The sequence below is a fragment of the Butyricicoccus sp. genome, from assembly GCF_977037065.1.
This window is the reverse complement of sequence record NZ_CDRQNY010000022.1, coordinates 1-21,844: the sequence shown is the minus strand read 5'-3', so window position 1 is coordinate 21,844 and position 21,844 is coordinate 1. Positions and strand designations below refer to the sequence as shown.

Annotated in this window: 17 protein-coding genes and 4 tRNA genes; 19 read left to right on the top strand and 2 right to left on the bottom strand. The window is 54.7% G+C overall.

Translation table 11 applies throughout. The features are described from left to right. Positions 1-10: 10 nt before the first annotated feature. From ACWVX6_RS08420 to ACWVX6_RS08330, 19 genes are all read left to right on the top strand, one after another. Positions 11-1,504 (top strand): LCP family protein, encoded by a 1,494-nt coding sequence (locus tag ACWVX6_RS08420; protein WP_455152891.1) that lies wholly within the window; start codon positions 11-13, stop codon positions 1,502-1,504. Between the two features lie 67 nt (positions 1,505-1,571). Further along, on the top strand, positions 1,572-1,937 hold the full coding sequence (gene rsfS / locus ACWVX6_RS08415; RefSeq protein WP_110436454.1) for a ribosome silencing factor: 366 nt from the start codon (positions 1,572-1,574) through the stop codon (positions 1,935-1,937). An 84-nt stretch (positions 1,938-2,021) separates the two neighbouring features. Continuing rightward, positions 2,022-4,430, top strand: a complete 2,409-nt coding sequence (leuS, locus tag ACWVX6_RS08410) for a leucine--tRNA ligase (protein ID WP_270417697.1) — start codon at positions 2,022-2,024, stop codon at positions 4,428-4,430. Between the two features lie 170 nt (positions 4,431-4,600). Further along, positions 4,601-4,783 carry a 30S ribosomal protein S21 gene (rpsU, locus tag ACWVX6_RS08405; protein WP_031472056.1) on the top strand — a complete coding sequence of 61 codons (183 nt, stop codon included), beginning with the start codon at positions 4,601-4,603 and terminating at the stop codon, positions 4,781-4,783. A gap of 188 nt (positions 4,784-4,971) precedes the next feature. Further along, positions 4,972-5,502, top strand: coding sequence for an LOG family protein (locus ACWVX6_RS08400; RefSeq protein WP_455152890.1), 531 nt, complete (start codon positions 4,972-4,974; stop codon positions 5,500-5,502). Between the two features lie 630 nt (positions 5,503-6,132). After that, positions 6,133-8,127, top strand: a complete 1,995-nt coding sequence (locus tag ACWVX6_RS08395; protein ID WP_117492738.1) for a DNA gyrase/topoisomerase IV subunit B — start codon at positions 6,133-6,135, stop codon at positions 8,125-8,127. Positions 8,128-8,146: 19 nt separating this feature from the next. Next, the gene (locus ACWVX6_RS08390) at positions 8,147-9,289 is read left to right on the top strand and encodes a phospholipase D family protein (protein WP_455152889.1); all 1,143 of its coding nucleotides are present in this window, start codon (positions 8,147-8,149) and stop codon (positions 9,287-9,289) included. Between the two features lie 26 nt (positions 9,290-9,315). Continuing rightward, on the top strand, positions 9,316-11,532 hold the full coding sequence (locus ACWVX6_RS08385) for a DNA gyrase subunit A (RefSeq protein ID WP_455152888.1): 2,217 nt from the start codon (positions 9,316-9,318) through the stop codon (positions 11,530-11,532). Positions 11,533-12,630: 1,098 nt separating this feature from the next. Continuing rightward, the gene (locus tag ACWVX6_RS08380; protein WP_110436460.1) at positions 12,631-12,945 is read left to right on the top strand and encodes a YerC/YecD family TrpR-related protein; all 315 of its coding nucleotides are present in this window, start codon (positions 12,631-12,633) and stop codon (positions 12,943-12,945) included. Beyond that, the gene (locus tag ACWVX6_RS08375; protein WP_455152887.1) at positions 12,938-13,675 is read left to right on the top strand and encodes a class I SAM-dependent DNA methyltransferase; all 738 of its coding nucleotides are present in this window, start codon (positions 12,938-12,940) and stop codon (positions 13,673-13,675) included. Before ACWVX6_RS08380 ends, ACWVX6_RS08375 begins: the two co-directional genes overlap by 8 nt. 3 nt (positions 13,676-13,678) lie before the next feature. Further along, positions 13,679-14,560 (top strand): Hsp33 family molecular chaperone HslO, encoded by an 882-nt coding sequence (gene hslO, locus ACWVX6_RS08370; RefSeq protein ID WP_455152886.1) that lies wholly within the window; start codon positions 13,679-13,681, stop codon positions 14,558-14,560. Between the two features lie 109 nt (positions 14,561-14,669). Beyond that, positions 14,670-14,746: transfer RNA gene (locus tag ACWVX6_RS08365), tRNA-Asp, on the top strand. A gap of 30 nt (positions 14,747-14,776) precedes the next feature. Beyond that, positions 14,777-14,852: transfer RNA gene (locus tag ACWVX6_RS08360), tRNA-Phe, on the top strand. Between the two features lie 211 nt (positions 14,853-15,063). Beyond that, positions 15,064-15,139, top strand: a tRNA-Gly gene (locus ACWVX6_RS08355). A 3-nt stretch (positions 15,140-15,142) separates the two neighbouring features. Next, positions 15,143-15,216 (top strand) — tRNA-Cys (locus tag ACWVX6_RS08350). A 153-nt stretch (positions 15,217-15,369) separates the two neighbouring features. After that, positions 15,370-15,954, top strand: a complete 585-nt coding sequence (locus ACWVX6_RS08345; protein WP_455152885.1) for an S-layer homology domain-containing protein — start codon at positions 15,370-15,372, stop codon at positions 15,952-15,954. Positions 15,955-16,089: 135 nt separating this feature from the next. Continuing rightward, positions 16,090-16,776 (top strand): response regulator transcription factor, encoded by a 687-nt coding sequence (locus ACWVX6_RS08340; RefSeq protein WP_382728514.1) that lies wholly within the window; start codon positions 16,090-16,092, stop codon positions 16,774-16,776. 2 nt (positions 16,777-16,778) lie between these two features. After that, complete coding sequence (locus ACWVX6_RS08335; RefSeq protein WP_455152884.1) at positions 16,779-18,830, top strand: histidine kinase dimerization/phospho-acceptor domain-containing protein; 2,052 nt, start codon at positions 16,779-16,781, stop codon at positions 18,828-18,830. A 147-nt stretch (positions 18,831-18,977) separates the two neighbouring features. Continuing rightward, entirely contained in the window at positions 18,978-19,325 is a 348-nt protein-coding gene (locus tag ACWVX6_RS08330) for a cupin domain-containing protein (protein ID WP_116704968.1), read from the top strand. 157 nt (positions 19,326-19,482) lie between these two features. On the opposite strand, the gene ACWVX6_RS08325 is transcribed toward ACWVX6_RS08330, so the two are convergent. Next, a complete protein-coding gene (locus tag ACWVX6_RS08325; RefSeq protein ID WP_455152883.1) occupies positions 19,483-21,210 on the bottom strand; it encodes an ABC transporter ATP-binding protein in 1,728 nt (575 codons plus the stop codon). Between the two features lie 2 nt (positions 21,211-21,212). Next, on the bottom strand, positions 21,213-21,844 hold a 632-nt coding region (locus ACWVX6_RS08320; protein WP_455152882.1), incomplete at its 5' end, for an ABC transporter ATP-binding protein.

The window sequence follows — 21,844 nt, the reverse complement described above, 5'->3', positions numbered from 1 at the left end:
CAGGAATCGTTTGAAACTATTCGGAGGAAGCGGCGACAGGAAAAATCGCAACGGAGACAGCACTCCGGCACAGCAGGCAGCGCCCAAGCCGGAAGGAAACCACCAGCCGATCTCGGCGCCCAAGCCGGGCGGCAAAGAGGGAAAGGCTCCGAAGGAGAAAAAAAAGCTGACACCCAGACAGAAGGGCAAGCGCATTGCCATCATTATGGCGGTTGTGCTGGTGCTGTTCGCGTGCGCAGCAGCTGCGGCGGTGTGGTTCGTCCGTTCGCCGCAGGCGACGATCAAGGACAAGGAAAACGGCGATAAGGTCGATGTGAGCAGCCTGCTCAACTCGGGCACCCGCATTGACGATGTGTTTACGTTCGTGGTCGGCGCAGTTGATGAGGACGAAACACGAACAGACGCTTTGATGGTCGCAACCATGGATACCAAGGATAAGACTATCAACGTCATGAACATCCCGCGCGACACCATGTGCAACAACACGGCAACCGGCGCGAGCAAGAAGATCAACGCGGCCTACGGCATGGATACCGGCGGCAAGGGCGGCAACATCGAGCAGATGGGCAAGGAAATCGAGCGTCTGATGGGATTCCGGCCGGATAAATACGTTATCGTCAACTTTGACGGCATTGCAGCCATCGTGGATGCGATCGGCGGCGTGGATTATGACGTGCCGTTCGATATGAAGTACGATGATCCGTCGCAGAATCTGCATATCGACCTGAAAAAAGGCCAGCAGCATCTGGACGGCAAGCAGACCGTCGGCTTCCTGCGCTGGAGACACAACAACGATTACACCGTACAGTACACCAACGGCGATGAAGGCCGTGTAGAGAATCAGCAGAAGTTCCTCAAGTCGCTGGCAGGTCAGGTACTGCAGATCAAGAATGTGACCAAGATCCGCTCGATCGCAGAGGCCGTGTTCAAGAACGTCAAGACCGACTTCAGTGCCGGCGAGCTGCTGTGGATGGGCATGCAGGCTATGCAGATCGACAACAGCAGCATTCAGTTCTTTACACTGCCCGGCTACGGCAAGATGAGCACGGCGGGCACCTCAGTGCAGTATTCGTTCTTCTTCCCGTATTACGACCAGACGCTGGAGCTGGTAAACAAGTATTTCAACCCCTACGAGGAGCCGATCTCCAAGCTGGACATTGTCGGCGGACCGGATACCACTACTTACTCGGGCGGCTATGTAAGCTCGGGCGAGGAAGATAATGTATGGGGTGACACCTCCGGCTCGTACGATTACAGCGAAGATTATTACGAAGAACCGGATTACAGCTACGATGAGCCATCCTACGACAACAGCGGCTCGGGCGGTGATTATTCGGATAACAATGACTACTCGGGCGGCGACAGCGGCGGAGACTATTCCGGCGGCGACTCCGGTGAGGAAAGCGGCGGCGACTCCTCCGGCGGCGATTACACCGGCGGCGGAGAGGACAGCGGTGCTTCCTCCGGCGGGGACGACGGCGGAACGTACGATCCCGAGGCATAATAAAGGCAATATACCATAATCGGCAGAAAGGCAAACCCTTTTCTGCCGCACAAAAGGAGTTTATACTTTGACTGCAAAAGAAACTGTAAAGGCGATCTGCGAAGCGCTGATCGAGAAAAAGGCTCAGGGCATTGAGGTGCTGCATGTTGAGCGCTTGACCGAGCTGACCGAGTATTTCGTCATCTGCTCTGCGTCCTCCACTACGCAGGTTAAGGCACTGGCGGACAATGTAGAGTGGCACCTGAAGTACGATCACGACGAGATGCCGCACCACACCGAGGGCTATGAATCCGCACAGTGGATGCTGCTGGACTACGGCTGCGCTGTACTGCATGTATTCATGCCGGAGGCACGCAAGTTCTACAATCTGGAGAACCTGTGGAAGGACGGCACGCCGGTAACGCTTGAAGAGCTGGGTATCGAGGACAAGTAAAATATCGACATGCGGCGGCCCCGGAAACGTGTCCGCCGCGTTGTCGCGCTCAAAATCAAAAACTCACTTTAGGGGGAGAATCCGTTGAAGTACGATCATAAACAAGTAGAAAAGAAATGGCAGGACATCTGGGACGAGAAGCAGTGCTTCTGCGCCGAGAATGACTCGGACAAGGAGAAGTTCTATGCACTCGTTGAGTTCCCGTACCCGTCCGGTCAGGGTCTGCATGTAGGCCATCCGCGCTCCTACACCGCGCTGGATATCGTTGCGCGCAAAAAGCGCATGCAGGGCTACAACGTGCTGTATCCGATGGGCTGGGACGCATTCGGTCTGCCGACTGAGAACTTTGCCATCAAGAACCATGTTCATCCGGCAGAGGTCACCAAGAAGAACATCGCACGCTTCAAGAGCCAGCTCAAGAGCCTTGGTCTGTCGTTCGACTGGTCGCGTGAGATCAATACCACCGACCCGAGCTACTACAAGTGGACTCAGTGGATTTTCCTGCAGCTGTTCAAGAAGGGCCTGGCCTACAAGAAGGAAATGAGCGTAAACTGGTGCACCTCCTGCAAGTGCGTTCTGGCGAACGAGGAGGTTGTCAACGGCGTTTGTGAGCGCTGCGGCAGCGAGGTCGTTCACAAGACCAAGAGCCAGTGGATGCTCGCCATCACCAAGTACGCACAGCGTCTGATCGACGATCTGGATGATGTGGATTATATTGAACGCGTTAAGATTCAGCAGCGCAACTGGATCGGCCGTTCCACCGGTGCCGAGGTGGATTTCAAGACCACTGAGGGCGATACGCTGACCGTTTACACCACCCGTCCGGACACCCTGTTCGGCGCGACCTACATGGTAATCTCTCCGGAGCACCCGATGATCGAGCAGTGGGCAGACAAGCTGAACAACATCGAGGACATTCGCGCATACCGTGAGGAGGCTGCCCGCAAGTCCGACTTCGAGCGCACCGAGCTGAACAAGGACAAGACCGGCGTTAAGCTGGACGGCGTTGCCGCAATCAATCCAGTAAACGGCAAGCAGATCCCGATTTTCGTTTCCGACTATGTACTGATGGGCTACGGCACCGGTGCCATCATGGCTGTCCCGGCGCACGATGACCGCGACTGGGAGTTTGCTAAGAAGTTCGGCTGTGAGATCATCGAGGTCGTTTCCGGCGGCGAGGATGTCCAGAAGGCAGCCTTTACCGCAAAGGATGAGACCGGTATTCTGGTCAACTCGGATTTCCTCAACGGCAAGACTGTCAAGGATGCGATCCCGGCTATGATCGAGTGGCTGGGCGAGAAGGGCATCGGTCATGCCAAGGTGCAGTACAAGCTGCGTGACTGGGTATTCTCTCGTCAGCGTTACTGGGGCGAGCCGATTCCGATCGTCAAGTGCGACAAGTGCGGCTATGTGGCTCTGCCGGAGGATCAGCTGCCGCTTGAGCTGCCGAACGTAACCAGCTACGAGCCGACCGATAACGGCGAGTCTCCGCTGGCGCACATGACTGACTGGGTAAACACCACCTGTCCGTGCTGCGGCGGTCCGGCAAAGCGCGAGACCGATACCATGCCGCAGTGGGCCGGTTCCTCCTGGTACTTCCTGCGCTATATGGACCCGCACAACGACAAGGCGCTTGCTTCGCCGGAAGCACTGAAATACTGGTCTCCGGTTGACTGGTACAACGGCGGCATGGAGCACACCACGCTGCATCTGCTGTACAGCCGTTTCTGGCATAAGTTCCTGTATGACATCGGCGTAGTGCCGACCAAGGAGCCGTATGCAAAGCGCACCAGCCACGGCATGATCCTCGGCGAGAACGGCGAGAAGATGTCCAAGAGCCGCGGCAACGTCGTCAACCCGGACGAGATCGTTGACACCTACGGCGCAGATACCATGCGTCTGTACGAGATGTTCATCGGCGACTTTGAGAAGGCTGCACCGTGGAGCCCGAAGTCCATCAAGGGCTGCCGCCGCTTCCTCGAGCGCGTATGGGCGCTGGCTGACAAGGTGCAGGACGGCGACACCTACTCCGAGCAGCACGAGGTTCTTATGAACCGTACCATCAAGAAGGTCGGCGAGGATGCAGACAACCTCAAGGCCAACACCGCTATCGCAGCGCTGATGACCATGCTCAACGAGTTCTACGACAAGGGCGTAAACAAGGCTGAGTACAAGACCTTCCTGGCGCTGCTCAATCCGTTTGCACCGCATATCACCGAGGAGCTGTGGCAGCAGATGGGCGAGACCGGTCTGCTCTCTGTAGCACCGTGGCCGACCTACGACGAGGCCAAGACCGTCGAGAGCATGGTAGAACTGGCGGTACAGGTAAACGGCAAGCTGAAGTGCACTATTAAGCTGGCAGTCGATGCGGACAAGCAGACTGCGATTGACACCGCACTGGCAGAGGAAAAGGTACAGCACGCCATCGAGGGCAAGCAGATCGTAAAGCAGATCGTTGTTCCGGGCAAGATCGTAAACCTTGTCGTAAAGTAAGAAGGAATGCCGGATTTCCGCGCCAAAAAGAAAAAATCGAAAACTACGGGAAAAAGTAGTTGACATTGACGCGGAAATTCGATATAATATCCTTACGGTTTTGTGTACGGATGTATACAAACTGTGCTAAGCGATCCCCATGAGGGGAACGTGCGGAGGGAGGGAAAACTGTGTCGGAGATCCGCATCAAGGAAAATGAGTCTATTGACAGCGCACTGCGTCGCTTCAAGCGTTCGTGTGCCAAGGCGGGTACGCTTTCCGAGCTCCGCAAGCGTGAGCATTATGAAAGCCCGAGCGTAAAGCGCCGCAAGAAGTCTGAGGCTGCACGCGCAAAGAAGAAGAAGTTCCGCTAAAATAGAATTTCCAGAGAGCAGATGTGTAAGCGTCTGCTCTTTTCTTTTTTCTGCACCGACCCAGCAGGGCGCACGAACCCGCTTACGCAGTTTGTGTACCCCGATTAGCTGGTGCAAATTAGCAAATCAGAATTTCCGGCATTACCGCCGATAACCCTGCATACACCTGTATAATGGAGGACAAAATAATGAATATAACCGTATATCTGGGTGCAAACGAGGGCCGCGAGCCTGCCCTTAAAACCGCCGTGCGCGAGCTTGGCGCATGGATTGGCGAGCACGGCCATACACTGGTCTACGGCGGCTCACGGGTCGGTCTGATGGGCGCGGTCGCGGAGAGCGTACTGGCCGCAGGCGGTAAGGTCATCGGCGTAGAGCCGCGCTTTTTTATCGAGCAGGAGCTGCAGCTGGACGGTCTGACCGAGCTGATCGTCACCGAGGATATGACCGATCGCAAAACCAAAATGATCGAGCTTGGAGACGCGTTCATCGCCTTTCCGGGCGGTACGGGCACGCTCGAGGAGATTGCCGAGGTGATGAGCAAGCTGGCGCTGAACCATCTGGATGCACCGTGCATTTTCTATAATCTCAACGGCTATTACGACTATATGAAGGCACTGCTCGACCACATGATCGAGATGGAGCTGTCCACTAAAGAACGGCAGAAGAAAATCTATTTTGCGGATACCTTGGAAGAGGTTACAGCACTTTTGAATTGAGAATGAACGTATCGGGTTTGTGGTCGCGTCATTTTCAATTTAGAAACGGTATGTTTACGGTTTCTTCAAACTTTCTACATACTTTAGACATGGGATTCCTGTATCCTGTAATCACAGCAAGGGAACAGCAAGCTGAGTGCTAAAAACCACTTGCCATCCCTTTAAAAATAGATACTTCATAGGGAATCTTTTATCCGACTGTGTGAGCAGTCAATCCTTCAAAAATCTGTCTGGCCCTGTGGGACGGAATACCGCGCAGGCTCCCGGACAGTCCAAAAACAAGAGGTGCAAGACACCCATTAGGCAATACCACACAATTTCCGCAAAGTACCGCGGCAGCGCGGCCGGAGCCTGTGTAAGAAGCCGCTGCTTTAATTGCGCGGTGTTGCCCCATACAACGCGCTTTCAGCAGGAACTGAGAGCGCGCATTTTTGCGTTCGGGCAAAATGGGGGGGCAAGGCAGTGATTTGTCTGGTTTTAGCATTTCTATGGATTGCGAAAACAGAACAATTGTTCTGTTTTATTGACATAAACAATGATATGGTGTAAAATTGATATAAATGACTATTTCATATCTGAACAGATATAATAAAGTAAGTAAAACTTCGGAAATTGGGAGTTAAAGTATATATGAGCAAAGCAAAGCCGTCATACGGCAACGAAAGCATCTCCTCGCTGAAGGGTGCGGACCGTGTGCGCAAGCGCCCGGGCGTTATCTTCGGCTCGGACGGACTGGAGGGCTGCGAGCACGCGGTCTTTGAGATTCTGTCCAACTCGATCGACGAGGCACGAGAGGGACACGGCACCGAGATCATCACCACACGCTATGCGGACGGCTCGATCGAAGTCGCTGACCATGGCCGCGGTATCCCGATCGAATGGAACGAAAACGAGCAGCGCTACAACTGGGAGCTGGTCTTCTGCGAGCTGTACGCAGGCGGCAAGTACAAGAACGACACCGGCGAAAACTATGAGTTTTCGCTCGGCCTTAACGGTCTGGGCACCTGCGCGACGCAGTATTCCTCGGAGTACATGGACGTCACCGTCATCCGTGACGGCTTCGAGTACGGCCTGCACTTTGAAAAGGGCGAAAACAAGACCGGCACCAAGGAAGGCTACACCAAGAAGGCGACGAACGCGCGCAAAACCGGCACGACCATCCGCTGGAAGCCCGATCTTGAGGTATTCACGGATATCAACATCCCTGTGGATTATTATCTGGATACGCTCAAGCGGCAGGCGGTCGTCAACAGCCACATTAAGTTTGTGCTGAAAAATCAGGTGGGCAGCAGGTACGAGACCACCGAATTCCTCTATCAGAACGGCATTGTGGACTATGTGACCGAGCTGGCAGGCGAAAATCCGCTGACCTCGGTGCAGTTCCTCGAGGGCGAACGACGCGGACGCGACCGCGCCGACAAGGCCGAGTACAAAGTGAAGCTGTCGTGCGCGTTCTGCTTCTCCTCGGCGGTGTCGCAGATCGAGTACTACCACAACTCCTCGTGGCTGGAGCACGGCGGTGCACCGGACAAGGCCGTTCGCTCGGCGTTCGTGTCTGCCATCGATGCGTATCTCAAGCAGAACAACAAGTACAACAAGAGCGAGAGCAAGGTCACTTATCAGGATATTTTCGACAGCCTCGTGCTCGTCACCAACTGCTTCTCCACCCAGACCTCCTACGAGAACCAGACCAAGAAGGCCATCACCAACAAGTTCATCCAGGAGGCCATGACCGAGTTTCTCAAGGAAGGACTCGAGATCTACTTTATCGAGAACAAGGCCGAGGCGGACAAGATCGCCGAGCAGATCCTGATCAACAAGCGCAGCCGCGAGCAGGCGGAAAAGGCGCGTCTGAATATCAAAAAGAAGCTGTCCGGCAATATTGACCTCGCTAACCGTGTGCAGAAGTTCGTGGACTGCCGCACCAAGGATGCATCCCGCCGTGAGCTGTATATCGTCGAGGGCGATTCCGCACTCGGTTCGGTCAAGCAGGGCCGCGACAGTGAATTTCAGGCCATCATGCCGGTGCGCGGCAAGATCCTCAACTGCCTGAAGGCGGATTACGATAAAATTTTCAAGAACGACATCATCACCGACCTGCTCAAGGTCCTCGGCTGCGGTGTCGAGGTGCGCGGCAAGGCTGCAAAGGACCTTTCTGCGTTCGACCTCGAAAGCCTGCGCTGGCACCGTATTATCATCTGCACCGATGCCGATGTGGACGGCTTCCAGATCCGCACGCTCATTCTGACCATGCTGTACCGTCTGGTGCCGACGCTCATCGAACAGGGCTACGTTTATATTGCGGAGTCGCCGCTGTATGAGATCACCTACCGCGACAAGAGCTATTTTGCGTTCGATGAGAGCGAAAAAGCAGCTATCCTCAAAAAGCTGGAGGGCAAAAAGATTCTCATCCAGCGCTCCAAGGGTCTCGGCGAGAACCAGCCCGAAATGATGTGGGAGACCACCATGAACCCCGAAAACCGCCGTCTGATCCGCATTACGCCGGATGAAGCGGCTGCCACAAGCGAAATGTTCGACCTGCTGCTCGGCGACAACCTTGCCGGACGCAAGGAGTATATCGCCGAGAACGGCGCGGATTATCTCGAGCTGGCAGATATTTCGTAAGATATGCGAGGGATGCGCAATGTCTATTGAATTATTGACGGATAATCACCGGGAAAGTGTATTAAATGCTTTGGGTGAAAGTCAGCAAAGAATCTATATTGTTACACCATTTATCAAAAAGCAACCAGCACATAGATTAGCACAGATTATTCAAAAGAATAAGGTAGACTGTGTACTGATTTCACGGTTTAATTATGAAAATTTTGCGACCGGTGTAAGTGATATTGACGCTTTGATTGAACTGCATCAAGCGGGTGCAAAAGTCTTGGCACTGAAAAATCTGCATACAAAACTCTATTTAATAGACAATCGTATAGTGATACTGGGTTCTGCCAATTTTACGAATGGCGGTTTGCAGGGCAACCATGAATTGTCTCTTATTGCGACTGATGAATCACAGTTGTTTCAAAAATGCGATGAATATTTTGCAGATATGCGCGCGGCGATAGAAGCTGACCACAAAGGCATAGTTACTGGAGAATGGCTTCATACCGTAAAAAAGAAAGTGCAGCAGCTTTGCAAGGATAAGAAAAAGAATGCTTCAACGGTAGATAAAACTGGAGATTTAGGTGCGGAGCTGTCGCATAAAGCGACTGTGGAAGAAAATGATACTGTACAGGATTTTTTGCAGTTGAAGCCGAAGAAAAAAACGCAGAATCGCTGCTGGCTAAAGTTTTCGGCAAGTTCTGCACAGAGAAAGCCGTATAAACCGAATCAAATACAGCCATATGCATTTGATTATAATAAAGCGGGGCAATGTGCAACTTATTTCTCGGAGAAGCATAAGCCGCGGAAAATACAAGAAGGCGATAAAATCTTTTTGGCATTGCATTCGTGGGATAAGAATGGAAAAGCCTGCCCGATTATTGTAGCGCAAGCGTTTTGCCATGAATTTAAGGAAGAAAACAAATTAGATGAAGATTGCCAATGGCCGTATTTTATTGAGTTGTATAATGAACAAGCCCTTCCGGAAGTAAGCAAGACCATTCAATATGGCGTACCGCTGTATGAGGTGGTGGAAGCATTAGGTACAGATATGTATGCTTCTTCGCAGGGAACGAATAAGCCGTTGGAAACGCTTCTGCACAGTCATCGGCAACAGGCATATTTGGAATTAACAGATAAAGCGAGAGAATACTTAGAATCGAAATTCAGAGAATAAGTTCCTGAGATGAACGGGAGAGCATAATGGCAAAAAAGAAAACCGACGAACCAAAAGTATATAAAGAACATCCCTCGGTCGATCAGCGCATCACGGACACGCTGCGCGAGAACTACATGCCGTACGCGATGAGCGTTATCGTGTCCCGCGCGATCCCGGAGATTGACGGCTTCAAGCCGTCCCACCGCAAGCTGCTGTATACCATGTACAAGATGGGCCTGCTGAACGGCAACCGCACCAAATCCGCCAACATCGTGGGTCAGACCATGAAGCTGAACCCCCATGGCGATGCGGCCATCTACGAGACCATGGTGCGCCTGACACGCGGCAACGAGGCGCTTCTCATGCCATTTGTGGACAGCAAGGGCAACTTCGGCAAGGTATACTCGCGCGATATGGCATACGCCGCGCCGCGTTATACCGAGGCCAAGCTGGATGCGTTCTGTGCCGAGCTGTTCCGCGATATCGACACCGACGCGGTGGATTTTGTGGATAACTATGACGGCGAGATGAAGGAGCCGACGCTGCTGCCGACAACCTACCCGAACATTCTCGTGTCCGCGAATACCGGTATTGCGGTCGGCATGGCATCCAATTTCTGCGGCTTTAACCTCGCGGAAGTCTGCCGCACGACCATCGAGCTTATCAAAAATCCCGAGCACGACATCCTTTCCACGCTGCCCGCGCCGGATTTTACCACCGGCGGCGACCTCATCTACGATGAGGCGGAAATGCGTGCCATCTATCGCACCGGACGCGGCTCGTTCAAGGTACGCGCAAAATGGGCGTACAACAAGAAGGACAACCTGATCGAGATCACGGAGATTCCGTACACGACCACCATCGAGGCCATCATCGACAAGATCGCCGAGCTGGTCAAGAACGGCAAGGTGCGCGAGATTGCCGATGTGCGCGACGAGACCGATCTTTCCGGTCTGAAGATCGCCATTGACCTCAAGCGCGGCACCGACCCGGAAAAACTGATGGCCAAGCTGATGAAGATGACCACCCTGCAGGACAGCTTCTCCTGCAACTTCAACGTGCTGATCGCAGGCATGCCGCGCGTGCTCGGCGTAGCCGAGCTGCTCGATGAGTGGACAGCGTGGCGCACCGAATGCGTTCGCCGCCGCGTGTTCTTCGACCTCAACAAGAAGAAGGACAAGCTGCATCTGCTGCTCGGTCTGCGCAAAATCCTGCTCGATATCGACAAGGCGATTAAAATCATCCGCGAGACCGAAGAGGACGCAAATGTTATCCCGAACCTGATGGAAGGCTTCGGCATCGACAAAATCCAGGCCGAATTTATTGCGGATATCCGCCTGCGCAACATCAACAAGGAGTATATCCTGAAGCGCACGCAGGAGACCGAAGCACTCGAAAACGAGATTAAAAAGCTGGAGGAAATCGTCAAATCCAAGGCGAAGATCCGCAATATCATCATCAAGGAGCTGGAGCAGATCATCAAGAAGTACCCGTCCGAGCGCCGCACGCGCATCATCACTGCGGACAACGTGCAGCAGTTCGACGAGGAGGATCACATCGAGGATTATCCGGTGCTGCTGTTCCTCACCCGCGAGGGCTACTTCAAGAAGATTACGCCGCAGTCGTGGCGCATGTCGCAGGACCATAAGCTCAAAGAGGGCGATGAGGTGTTCTGGACGGCTGAGGCGACCAACAAGAACGAAATTATCTTTTTCACCAATATGCAGCAGGCGTACAAGGCGCACCTGTACGATTTTGAGGATAGCAAGGCGTCTGTGCTCGGTGATTACCTTGCGTCTAAGCTGGAGATGGACGAGGGCGAAACGCCGGTTTATGCCGTCCTGCCGGGTGACTACAAGGGCAGTATGGTCGTTGTGTTCAAAAACGGCAAGGCAGCTCGGTTTTCGATGGAATCCTTCGAGACCAAGACCAACCGACGCCGCCTGACCGGCGCGTACTCGGATAAGGCGCCAGCTGTGGCGTTCTTCCACCCAATCGAGGAGGAGAGCGAGATCACCATGTTCTCGACTGCCAACCGTGCGCTCACGTTCCGCGCGAGCATGCTCGATGTCAAGACAACCCGTTCCACGCAGGGCGTGCAGACCATGGTGCTGCGCGGCAAGCATACCATTACGCGGGCGTGCCGCACCGAGGACGACGCGCTCAGTGATAATGCGCGCTACCGCTGCCGCAGTATTCCGTCCATCGGCGCATTGCTTACCGATGAGGATCTGCCGGATAAGCAGCTCAAATTGCTTTAATGCGAAACGCAGAGGGTTTCCTCTGCGTTTTTTCCTTGCACCGATTCTGCGGGGGACACGAACCGCGCAAGCGTGTTCGTCCTGACGGGGCGGCTCTTTTTCTGCACCGGCTGAGCGGGGTGCGCGAACTGCGTAAGCGTGTTCGTCCTTTCCGGGCGGGGAGTTTTTCGCTGAGATTCAGCGGGGAGTGCGCCTACCCGGCGGGGGCACAAGAGGGTAGACACCTGCGGTTTCCACCCTCTTGTGAATCACCCCTTTCCCTTAGAGGGTCTGGCACAGATTGCCGACATGTGACCGCTGCGAAATAAGGGGAACGGCAGAGGAGTTTTTCTACCGTAGGGGAGCACAGTGTGCTCCCATGTCGAGACATATTCGCAGTGCCGGATACTGTTCTGCTACACATACGGGCTACTCTGCACAGAGCGCGGCATAACCGTGCCGCGCAACCCTTTTGCACGTTATACCGCATAGCACCTACGAATTTAGGTGTTTGGTACAATTTATCTTCGTAGGTGCTGTCTATCATAACGCGCTATCGAATTGTGCGGCACTGTTATGCCGCACCCAGCGTAGAGTTGCCCATATGTGTAGCAGTACGGTATCTGACACTGCGAACAGGTTGCGAAAGATACGGAAGAAAAAATCCTCTGCCGTACCCCCTTTTCGCAGCGGTCGCATATAGGAAATCTGCGCCAGATTAGGAAGCAAGGGAAAGGCAGGAGTTCAAAGAGGAAGGAAAACCGCAGGTTGTCCTTCCTTTTTGCCCCCGCCGCGGGGGCGCGGCACGTTCCCGCCGTCCGCAGACGGCGAATCCCCCCGCTGAGGTTCAGCGAAAAACTCTCCGCCCGTTAGGGGCGAACCCGCCTGCGGCAGTTCGAGCATCCCGCTCAACCGGTGCTGAAAAAACTGCCGCCCGGACAGGGTGAACCGCCTGCGCGGTTCAGGTGCCCCAACCGCCCGGTGCAGCGAAAAAGAGTGCCGCACACGGACACCTGTCCACCTGTGAAAACCAAATATTTTTACGCTTTACACTATAAAAGCGATGTGCTATAATACAGGGTATAAGAGCGAAAAAACGAATGTAGGGAGGGATAGACCATGAATCGAAAGTTGAAGGACGAGGATATGGACATTCTGTTTCGCGGTATTCTCAAGCTGCAGACAGTCGAGGATTGCTACGACTTTTTTGAAGATCTGTGCACAATCGCCGAGCTGCGTGCCATGGTGCAGCGCTTTCAGGTGGCGCGCATGCTGGATGAGGGCCGCATTTACAGTGACATCGTACAGGAGACCGGCGCGTCCACCGCGACGATCAGCCGCGTGAACAAGTGCCTTGTGTACGGCTCGGACGGCTACCGCAAGATGCTCGACCGGCTCAAAGAGGACGAAACAGCAGAGGAGAGCCATGAATAGTTACGAGACTCTGTCGGAATACTATGACCGCTTCACGGATGACGTGGGCTACGAGGAATGGGCAGACTTTTTCGAGCGCCTGTTTGAGCGGGAGGGCGTAAAGCCGTCGCTGGTGCTCGATCTGGCGTGCGGAACCGGCAGTCTGACGCGCATTCTGGCGCAACGCGGCTATGATATGATCGGCGCGGACGCATCACCGGAAATGCTCATGCAGGCGCTGCAGAACACGCTGGACTGCGAGCCGCGTCCGCTGCTGCTCAATCAGCGCATGGAGGAACTGGATCTGTACGGCGCGGTAGACGCGTGCCTGTGCTGTCTGGACAGCGTAAACTACGTCACCGAGCCGGAAGCACTGCAGACCGCCTTTGAGCGCGTACACACGTTCCTCAATCCGGACGGCCTGTTTGTATTCGACATCAACACACCCGAGAAATTCGCCCGCATTGACGGCGAAAGCTATGTCCGCGAGGATGACGGTGTATTCTGTGTATGGCAGGCGGCGGTCGAGGACGGCCTGTGCGCCTACCAGTTCGATATTTTCGAGCAGGAGGATGATGTGTGGCACCGTGCGCAGGAAACGCACGAGGAGCGCATCTACGAGCCTGCACAGCTGACCGCCATGCTGGAGCAGGCCGGTTTTACCGAGATCAAAACCTATGGCGACCAGTCCTTTGAGCCCGTACAGGGCGGCGAGGACCGCATTTACTTTACAGCACGAAAGAGAGATTAACTTATGAGCGATACGTTACTTCGCGCGATCGCCCGTGACGCGGGCATCCAGATTTGTGCAGCCAGCACGACCGAGCTGGTCGAGCGCGCACACGAAATCCACAATACCACGCCGCTGGCTACCGCAGCCCTCGGACGAACGCTGACCGCGACTGCCATCATGGGCAGCCAGCTCAAGGTAGAGGACGGCTCCGTGACCGTGCAGATCAAGGGCAACGGCCCGCTCGGCGCGATCGTCTGCGTCGGTGATTCGGATGGCTATGTGCGCGGCTATCTGCAGGACCCGGCTGTCGATCTGCCGCTGCGTGCGGACGGCAAGCTGAATGTAGGCGGCGGTGTCGGCCGCGGCTATCTGATGGTGATTAAGGACATTGGCCTGAAGGACCCGATCACGGGCACGGTTGCGCTCGTCAACGGCGAGATTGCCGAGGACCTGACCCGCTATTTCGCGGAGAGCGAGCAGATCCCGTCTGCGTGCGCGCTCGGCGTGCTCGTGGATACCGACTGCTCGGTCAAGTGCGCCGGCGGCTGGCTCGTGCAGCTTATGCCGGGCGTGAAGGATTCCGACATTGACAAGCTGGAGGCCAATCTGGCAAAGCTGGAGAGCATGACTGCTATGCTCGATAAGGGCATGAGCCTCGAGGACATCATCCGCGCGGTGCTCGATGGCTTTGAGGTAGATTTTCTGCAGACCAGTGAAATCGGCTACCGCTGTGCGTGCAGCCGTGAAAAAGTAGAGCGCGCCCTGATCAGCATGGGAAAAACCGAACTTTGCAAGATGGCGGAAGAACAGGAAAATAGTGAGGTAACCTGCCAGTTTTGCGATAAAATCTATCGTTTCAGCCGCGCAGAGTTGCAGGAACTTTTAACACACGTAACGAAATAAAAAGAAAATAAAAAACTTTGAAAAAAGTGTTGACATTTGGGCACAGGTTCTGTATAATAAACATCGTCGCTGAGAGATACGAACGAAAACGAAACAGCGACGACGGCCTGGCCCGGTAGCTCAGTTGGTTAGAGCGCTAGCCTGTCACGCTAGAGGCCGTGGGTTCAAGTCCCATCCGGGTCGCCATTCTTCAATCGGAAACGATTGAAGAAATATGCCTCTGTAGCTCAGTCGGTAGAGCAGGGGACTGAAAATCCCCGTGTCGGTGGTTCGATTCCGCCCGGAGGCACCATTTTTTCAATGAGTGCCGTGGCACTCATTGAAAAAATAATACCTCCAAGCCAAGGAATCGAAAGCTGGCTCTTGGAAATATGCCGGTGGCATATTTCAACCAGCGTGGTTTTTGCCGCAGCAAAAGCGATTCCGCCCGGAGATGTAGCGTCGGAGCGGTAAGTAACCCGTCTTCGAGTCAAAGAATCGCGTTAGCGCGAAAAACTAAATATGCGGCTGTAGCTCATCTGGTAGAGCGCCACCTTGCCAAGGTGGAGGTAGCGAGTTCGAGCCTCGTCAGCCGCTCCACATGGTACCATAGCCAAGCGGTAAGGCGTGGGACTGCAACTCCCTGATCCCCAGTTCGATTCTGGGTGGTACCTCCAAAAGACTGATGTGAAAACATCAGTCTTTTTGTTTTGCACAAAATCACACGAATTTGCACAAATGCAGGTAAAGGTTGACAAATACGGCAGACTGTGTTATATTCCACTTATGGATGCACTACGGCGTCCATGCAATAAAAGGAGGAATTTAATATGACACTCAGAAAGCGACTGATCGCGCTGAGCATGGCGGCAGCCTGCGCAGCAACAGCCTTTGCCGGTGCAGCATTCACCGACCAGAGCAGCATCAAGGTGGACGGCAAGGTAATCGACACCCTGACCGAGAAGAACGTCATCAAGGGCTTTGAGGACGGTTCGTTCAAGCCGGACACGCCCGTCACCCGTGCCCAGATGGCAAAGATGATGTTCGTACTGCGTACCGGTTCGGATGATGCGTCTTACTACGCAAAGGATATGACCGATACGTTTGCGGATACGGCCGGTACCTGGTCGAACGGCTACGTTAAGTATTGTCAGGCTTATGGTATCGTTTCCGGCAAGTCGAGCACGGTTTTTGCGCCGAATTCGTCTGTAACGACGGCTGAAGCCGCAAAAATGCTGCTGGTATACAGCGGCCACGATGTACAGAAGGATGGTCTGACCGGTGCACAGTGGAAGGAAAATGCCTTGAAGCTGGCAGATAAAGACGGTCTTCTGGTCTCTGTAAATACAAAGCCGGATGATGCACTCCCGCGTCAGTATGCCGCGCAGATGATTTACAACGCAATCAGCAAATAAACACGCAGCAAAGAAAAGTCCCTCACCCGAGGGACTTTTTTTCATCTTCATAAAATCTAAAGAAATTCCCTGCGGAAAACAACAGAAACCTGTGGTAAGATAGAAGTAACGAAAGGGGGAAGGGAAATGGAAAAGCTGACTGTTCTGGTGGTGGACGACGACCGCGAAATCGTGGAAAGCATTGCGATATTCCTGCAGGCGGACGGCTATCTGGTACGCAAGGCGTACAACGGTCTGGAGGCGCTCGATATCGTCATGACCGAGAACGTACACCTTATTATCCTTGACATTATGATGCCCGAGCTGGACGGCATCAAAACCTTATTAAAGGTAAGGGAAAGTAAAAACCTGCCGATCATCCTGCTGTCGGCCAAGAGCGAGGACGCGGACAAAATCCTCGGACTGACCGCGGGTGCGGATGATTACATTACAAAGCCGTTCAACCCGTCCGAACTGGTCGCGCGCGTGAAAAGCCAGCTGCGGCGCTACACCCAGCTGGGCGCGATGCAGATAAAGGAAACGCAGATTGCCATCCGCGGACTGGTGCTCGACACCGAGAGCAAAAGCGTGACGGTGGACGGCGAAGCCGTTCGGCTCACACCGCTCGAATACAAAATACTCGAGCTGCTGTGCCGTCACCCGGGCAAGGTGTTCTCCACGGAGGAGATTTACCGGCAGGTGTGGAATGACGATATCGTCAGCGACAACGCCATCGCCGTCCATGTGCGGCATATCCGCGAAAAGATAGAGATCAACCCAAAGGAGCCGCGCTACCTCAAGGTGGTGTGGGGCGTCGGCTACAAAATCGAAAGGAGCGAGTGAGTATGAATATCAAGGGGATCTTACGCAGTACGGCAGCAAAATTCATCGCGTTTGCAGGCATTGTGGGGTGCTTTGCAGGTGCACTGTTTCTCGTTGAGAACACGATAACAGATTTTGCCGCGAACGGCCTTGACCAAATGGTCTATCGCTTTGAGGGCGATTTTGCCGACTCGTCCTATATGCATCAGCAGCTCGGCATAATGTGTGCTGAAATGGCGAATGCGTTTGAGGATGGCATGGACGCAGCGGAATTCAGCAGGCAGCATACGGATTTTGCGGGAAACTATTTTGGCAGAATGGGCGATAAAACGGTCGGCAATGACACGCTGACCGAAGCCGCGACAAAAAATTCTGCATTTTACATGATCACACGGCCGGGTGGCAATGTGCAGTCCAACGTGGGAATGTACTACGGCTATCCGTTTGCGGTTTACGATGAGGAAACGGACAGTTACGGCTACTACACTGAGGAGGATGCGGCAGAGGAAGGCTGGAAGTTCAATAAGTTCAATCCGTACCCGTCTAACACCCTGCTGCTGGTGCGCTTTACGGACGCACAGGCTGCACCCATCAAGGCTGAGTGGGAAACGCAGAAAACGCAGATTACCGGCGTGCTTCATCGGGCAATCGTGCTGACGTGCATTGCACTGGTGCTGTTCGTGTATCTGTTGTTCGTCACCGGTCGCAAGCCGGAGGACGAGGACGTGCACCTTGTCACCATCGACCGTCTGCCGGTGGAAGTGAACGTGCTGTGCTTCTGGGCGGTGCTCGGCACGGCGGTCGGACTGAATCTGGCACTGATGGGTGAATTGCTGAACGGCACAAACGACATGTCGATATTGCTCGTACCGTCCATCCTGTTTTTCGTTGCAGCGTTTGCGTTCGCACTCGAACTTACGCTGTCACTCGTGCGCGTGATCAAGAACCGCAGCTTTGTCAAGCAGTGCTGGTCGATTCGATTCGTCCTCTGGTGCTGGAGAACCTTTATTAAGGTATGCGAGTGCATCCGGCACAGTTTCGGAAAACTGCGCCGCATGCTGTTCCGCGACTACAAAACGCGCAACGTGGTGCTGCTCTTTATGGCGTATTCAGCTGTTCTCGCGTTCTTCGCGGCGGTGTTCGGCGGAGTGGGCGGCTCGTTTGCTGCTTTCGTGCTCGGCGCGGTCTGGTTCCTCGCGGCAGGTTACTTTCTCATCAAACGCATCACCGGCTTTGAACGTATCGTGGACGCGCTGCGCCGGCTGCGAGCGGGCGACCTCGGCTTCAAGCTGACCGACATGCCGGAGGGCGTGTTTGCTGAAATGGCTGAGGATATTAACTCGCTTGGTGACGGCATGCAGGCGGCGCTGCAGAACGAGGTGCGCGCCGAGCGCATGAAGAGCGAGCTCATCACCAACGTCAGCCATGACCTGAAAACGCCGCTGACCAGCATCCTCAACTACTCCGATCTGCTCGGCAAAATGGATCTCACGCCGGAGGAGGCCAACGATTACGCCCGCATTATCTATCAAAAGGGTCTGCGGCTCAAGAATCTGACGAGCGACCTGTTCGATATCTCCAAGGTGCAGTCCGGCGCAGAGCAGATCATCAGCGAACGGCTGGATGCGTGCACGCTCGCCCGGCAGGCGCTCGCGGAGCAGGACAAGGCCGTGCAGGAGAGCGGATTGACCGTCAAAGCCGCCATTCCCGAGCGGGAGCTGCCTATATGGGCAGATGGGCGCAAGCTGTCCCGCGTGCTGGAGAATCTCATCGGCAACTGCGTGAAATATGCGCTCAAGGGCACGCGCGTGTTCCTCTCTGTTGCAGAGGAGAACGGTCAGGCAATTATTGAACTCAAAAACACCGCCAACTACGAGATGGACTTTGCAGCCGACGAAATTACCGAACGGTTTGTTCGCGGTGACGCGGCGCGCTCGACCGAGGGCAGCGGTCTGGGTCTCGCCATCGCAAAAAGCTATACCGAAGCCTGCGGCGGCACGTTCGATGTCTCGGTGGACGGCGATCAGTTTAAGGTGCGTATTGGCTTTCCGGTGTACGGCGTGACCGCATTGTAAATTCTTTGTCGGATTGGAAATCTTGTCTTGTAATTTGAATCTCAACCGCTATAATAGGAATTGGATAAGAACCCGCGTGAGCGGCAGGGGCAGCACCGCAGCTTCAATCATGCGATATTGCCCACGACAAGAAAGGCGGAAAGAATTATGATTACGACTGCAAGCGAACATCAGGTAGATAAGGTAGAGCAGATGGCTGGCGGCAAGGGCCACGTTATCATCGAGCACCTGCTCGGTGAGAAGGAGCTGGACGGCAAGTGCGGCCTGTATGCAAAGGTTACCATCGAGCCGAACTGCACGCTCGGCTTCCATGAGCATCACGGCGAGACCGAGACCTATTACATCCTGAGCGGTGAAGGCTCGTATAACGACGGCGAGAAGTCCTATCCGGTCAAGGCCGGTGACGTGACCTTCTGTCCGGATGGCACCGGTCATGCACTGGATAACACCGGCGATACCGACCTCGTGTTCATGGCACTGATCATTATGAAGTAAGCGCAGAGACGCAAAGAACCCGAAACCTTGGTTTAACAGTGATAAGGAAGTAATTTAAACATGACTGTTAGCTGACGGATTCGGGTGCTAAAAAGGACATCTATTCTTTTGAGTAGATGTCCTTTTTTGTTGTGCCGGGAGGCTGTTTTGAATTGGGTCAGATGGCCCAGCGCTGGCTTTCGGTCTGCAGATCCACCATGTGGGTGTACTGGCCGTTCCGGGCATAAAGTGCATCGGGTGCGCCCTGTTCGGCCACCACGCCGTCGGACAGCACCACGATTTTGTCCGCACCGGCCACAGTGCGCATCCGGTGGGCGATGATAAGGACGGTTTTGTGTTTTATGAGCCGGGAAAGAGCCTCCTGAATGGCAGTTTCGTTTTCCACGTCCAGACTGGCGGTGGCTTCGTCCAGCAGAATGATGGGCGCGTCCTTCAGGAAGGCGCGGGCAATGGAAATGCGCTGACGCTCGCCGCCGGAAAGGGCGCAGCCATTCTCGCCGATGTTCGTGTTCCACTTGTCCGGCAGTTTTTCGGCAAATTCCTCGCAGTTTGCCAGCTTTGCCGCCGCAAGGACCTCCTCGTCGGTGGCACCTTTGCGCCCCAGACGGATATTTTCCAGTATCGTATTGTCAAACAGGGTCACATCCTGAAACACGATGGAATACAGGCTCATGAGCTTTTCCGGGTCGATTTTTGAGATATCCATGCCGCCCACGGTGATGCTGCCCTTCTGGTAGTCCCAGAACCGTGCCGCCAGCCGGGAAACGGTAGTCTTGCCGCCGCCGGAGGGACCCACCAGTGCCGTGACCTCCCCCTGCTTTGCGGTAAAGGAGACATCCCGCAGCACCGTTTCGCCGGAATTGTAGGCAAAGCCCACATGGTCGAACACGATGTCGCAGCCCTGATTGGTCAGCTGCTCGCTGCCGGTCTGCAGGGGAGCATCCAGGATCTCGTTCATCCGCCCTACATTGGTGCGCATGGCAATGACCGCCGCCAGATTCTGCAACGCGCCCTGCATAGGGTCATACATCCGGGAAGCCGCCATCAGGAACAGAAACAGGGTCAGCACATCGATACTGCCCTGCACCAGCAGCACCGAGCCGGTGAGTGCCACCGATGCAATGCCTAGCTTGAGCACCATGCTCGCAGAGGACACAAACAGCGCTGTTTCCAGCTCTGCTGCGATGGACTGCTTTTCCACAGCCCGAATTTTGCCGGAAAGACCGGACAGATAACGCTGCTCCGCATTGCTGGCTTTCAGGTCGCGGAGGGTTTCGATGTACTCCTGAATGCCGTCCGCACAGGCCATTTTCGCCGCCATGGTCTTGGCCTGCACCTTGTCCTGCACCCGGTAGCTGCCCACCACGATGGCGGCGGATACCGGGATGACCCACAATGCCGCCAGCGCCATACATCCGTTAAAGGCGAACAGGCTCAGGGCAATGAGCACCGTAGAGATGAGGGAGCCGAATAGACCGGGGATGAAGTGGGAACAGTCCTTTTCTAACACCTCGCAGTCTGCCATGATGGTGCTGGTCAGGTCGGCAAGGTCGCGCTTGCCGAAAAAGGACAAGGGTAGCTTGCGCAGCCGTTCCGCAAGGGTCAGGCGGCGGGTGCCGCTCTCTTTATAAGTCGTAAAATAGGTGCCGTTATACTGGAACCATGTGGTCAGCAAGATCAGCGCAAAGCAGGCCGCACACCCCAGCAGATAAAAGGCGGTTCTCCCACTCGTGGAGCCTGCCAGCAGATCTTTTACCAGGAGATACAGCAGCCCGGTGGGCAGCATGAACGCCATATTCTGGAACGCACACGCCAAAACGCCCTTTACAAGCCCCTTTGCGCCCTCCGGGGAACTGGCCGTGGCGTGTTGAATTTTTTCGATCATCTTTACCCCTCCTTTGCGACCTTCCACTGCACCGATGCCTGATACTCCTGCCACATCCGGGCAAACAGACCGTTCTGCGTGCACAGTTCGTCCTTTGTGCCAGTCTCAGTAATACGTCCATCCTGTACCACATAGATGCAGTCGGCGTTGGCTACGGTGGACAGGCGGTGTGCGATCATCAGCACGGTTTTGCCCTTGGCAAGCCGGGCAAAGGCTGCCTGCACCTTAGCTTCATTGTCCGGGTCGGCAAAAGCGGTGGCCTCGTCCAGAATCAGGATGGGCGCATTTTTCAGCATGGCGCGTGCAATGGCAATGCGCTGCTGCTCGCCGCCGGACAGATACACGCCCTTGGTGCCGATAACAGTATGGATGCCCGCCGGGAACTTTTCTATAATATCCATGCACTGCGCCGCTTTCAACGCTGCCAGCACCTCTGCTTCGGTGGCCTGCGGTCTGCCCAGACGGACATTATCCAGAATGCTGCCCTTGAGCAGGCGGCTGTTCTGGAACACAAAGGAGATGGTATCCATCAGCTCTTCCTTGGGGATATCCCGCACATCCGCTCCGCCTACTCGGACGCTGCCGCTCTGCACATCAAAGAACCGGCAGACAAGGTTTGCCAGCGTAGATTTTC